3 protein-coding genes are annotated in these 2,647 nt (G+C 69.2%); 1 reads left to right on the forward strand and 2 read right to left on the reverse strand.

Annotated features, from left to right (window positions below):
• Positions 1 to 74 precede the first annotated feature (74 nt).
• A complete protein-coding gene (locus DBV14_RS29420; protein WP_124464849.1) occupies positions 75 to 761 on the forward strand; it encodes an alpha/beta hydrolase in 687 nt (228 codons plus the stop codon).
• A gap of 41 nt (positions 762 to 802) precedes the next feature.
• Here the strand turns inward: DBV14_RS29420 and DBV14_RS29425 are convergent, their stop codons facing one another.
• On the reverse strand, positions 803 to 2,368 hold the full coding sequence (locus DBV14_RS29425) for an MFS transporter (RefSeq protein ID WP_124464851.1): 1,566 nt from the start codon (positions 2,366 to 2,368) through the stop codon (positions 803 to 805).
• 3 nt (positions 2,369 to 2,371) lie between these two features.
• Positions 2,372 to 2,647, reverse strand: a 276-nt coding sequence (locus DBV14_RS29430; RefSeq protein ID WP_148092457.1) for an N-acetyltransferase, incomplete at its 5' end; no start/stop codon positions are given.

A 2,647-nucleotide genomic window follows, 5' to 3' on the forward strand; every position in this document is an offset into this window, starting at 1 on the left:
AAGAATGACCCCGCACCCGCATCCCGAACGCAGACAGCCGACAGACTCTCAACCCACCCAAGGAAGGTCGAATCATGAGCAACAAACCGACAGTAGTTCTGGTCCATGGTTTCTGGGGCGGCGCCGCCCACTGGAACAAAGTCATCGCCGAACTCTTGCGCAAAGGCTACACATCCATTCGTGCAGTCGAACTGCCACTGACCTCGCTAGCCGACGATGCCGAACGCCTGCGCAAGATGGTCGCGCAACAACAGGGCCCCGTGCTGCTCGTCGGCCATTCCTATGGCGGCGCCGTCATCACACAGGCCGGCGACATGCCCAACGTCACCGGGCTCGTCTACATCGCCGCCTTTGCGCCCGATGCAGGCGAAAGCCCCGGTGGCATCACCCAGGCGCATCCGCCAGTGGCTGCCGCCAGTCTTGCGCCCGACAGCGACGGCTACCTCTGGGTCGCGCCCGAGAAATTCCACGAGAGCTTCTGCCAGGACCTCGGCGCCGAAGAGGGCCGCGTCATGGGCGTCACCCAGAAGGCTCCGCTGGCCAGCACCTTCGGCGATGCCATCACCGCGCCGGCGTGGAAGAAGAAGCCGTCGTGGTATCAGATATCCAGCGACGACCGCATGATCGCGCCGGCCAACCAGGAGCGCATGGCCGCCCGGCTCGGGGCGAAGAAAGTCATCACGCTCGCGGCCAGCCATGCCTCGCTGGCGTCGAAGTCGGTCGAGGTGGCGGCGCTCATCGACGAAGCCGCGACCGCTTGAGCACCACCACCACTACCACCTGACGGGTCGGTCGTTGCCAGCTATGGGCAATCGGGGCGCGTGCGCGTTCCGGCTGCCTGCGATGGTTGCGCCTGCCTCTGCCGCGGCTTGTTGTTCTTCGCCAGCCACCCCAGCGCGGCGACCGAGCCTGCGGCGGCCACCACGATCAGCACGGCCACCACCATCACCCCGACGAAAGCCTGGTCGAACGCGCCGTGCGCGAGCGCGACGAGCTGCGAGGCCACCTGCGGCGGCAGCTTTTCGGCGGCCAGCAGCGCGGCGTCGATGCCGTCGCTGGCAGAGGCCGGAACCGCCAGCCCCGCCGGCACGGCGAACGACGCCGTGTAGATCGACGAGAGCACGCTGCCCAGCAGCGACACGCCCAGCACGCCGCCCAGTTCGTACGACACCTCTTCGATCGACGCCGCCATGCCCGCGCGCTCCGCCGGCGCGTTGTTCATCACCGCGTTGGAAGCCGCGGTGATGGTGATGCCCGCGCCCAGGCCGAGCAGCAGCAGCACGCCCAGCCTGTGCAGGCCCTGCGCGTCGGCGGACAGGGCCAGCGCGCACAGCGCCAGCGCCGTGGTGAGCAGCCCGATCAGGATGACCGGGCGCGTGCCCACGCGCGCCAGCAGCAGCCCCGCGAAGGGCCCCGCCACGAAGGCGGCCAGTGGCAGCGGCAGCATGGCCAGGCCGGCTTGCAGCGGCGTCAGGCTGGCCACCAGTTGCAGCCGCTGGCTGAAGACCAGCTCGACACCGATCAGCGACACCGACGCCACGATGGCCGCGATGACGCCGCCCGAAAAGTACGGATTGCGGAACAGGCTGAAGTCGATCAGCGGCGACGCGCTGCGCCGCTGGCGCCGCACGAAGACGAACATGGCCAGCGCGGCGAGCGTGCCGGTGATGGCTGCCGTGGTGAGCGACGGTGCGTACTTGGCGAACTCCTTGATGGTCAGCACCAGGCACACCAGCGCGGCCAGCACCTGCACCGAGCCGATGAAGTCCCACGGCCGGTCGCTGCCGGCCGGGCGCTGGCGCGGCAGCAGCCACAGGCCCGCCGCCAGCGCGAGCACGACCACCGGCACGTTGATCAGGAAGACCGATCCCCACCAGAAGTATTCGAGCAGCACGCCGCCGATCACCGGCCCGAGCGCGGCACCGCCGGAGGCCACCGAGGCCCACACGCCGATGGCCACGGCGCGCTCGCGCTCGTCGGGGAAGGTCAGGCGGATGATGGCCAGCGTGGCCGGCATCATCATCGAGGCGCCCACGCCCAGCAGGGCGCGCGCCGCGATGAGCGCGCCGGCGCTCGGCGCATAGGCCGCGCACAGCGAGGCCACGCCGAACACCGACAGGCCCGCGATGAACATGCGCCGGTAGCCCACGCGGTCGCCCAGCGCGCCCATGCCCAGCAGCAGGCCGGAGACGACGACGGTGTAGGCGTTGATGATCCACAGCTTGCCCGAGGCCGATGCGGCCAGGTCGTGCGTGAGCGTGGGCAGCGCCGTGTAGAGCACGGTCATGTCGACCACGATGAGCAGCAGCGCCGTCGAGACGATCGCCAGCGTGAGCCATTTCTTTGCGGTGTCTGTCATGTGTGCCATGGCTCAGCCCTCCTGCCCGTCGAGTTCCTTCAGCATCGTGACGGACACGGGCGTGCAGCCGCGCGCCTTGAAGAAACGGTGCGCGTCTTCGTTGCCGATGCCGCTTTCGAGAAACAGCCGCGCGATGCCGCGCTGCCGCAGGTCGGCGCAGAGCCAGTCGAACATCTGCGTGCCGAGGCCGGTGCCCTGGAATTGCGCGTCGACCACGAGGTCGTCGAGCGTGGCGAAGCTGCGCGATGCGCGCCGTGCCTCGTCGATGGACACCAGCGCGATGCCGGC

This window comes from Variovorax sp. KBW07 (assembly GCF_003852515.1).
GTDB lineage: Bacteria > Pseudomonadota > Gammaproteobacteria > Burkholderiales > Burkholderiaceae_C > Variovorax.

Coding starts and splice junctions, on each gene's coding strand:
- DBV14_RS29425 (WP_124464851.1), bottom strand. CDS start 2,368: ATGGCACACATGACAGACACCGCAAAGAAATGGCTCACGCTGGCGATC.
- DBV14_RS29420 (WP_124464849.1), top strand. CDS start 75: ATGAGCAACAAACCGACAGTAGTTCTGGTCCATGGTTTCTGGGGCGGC.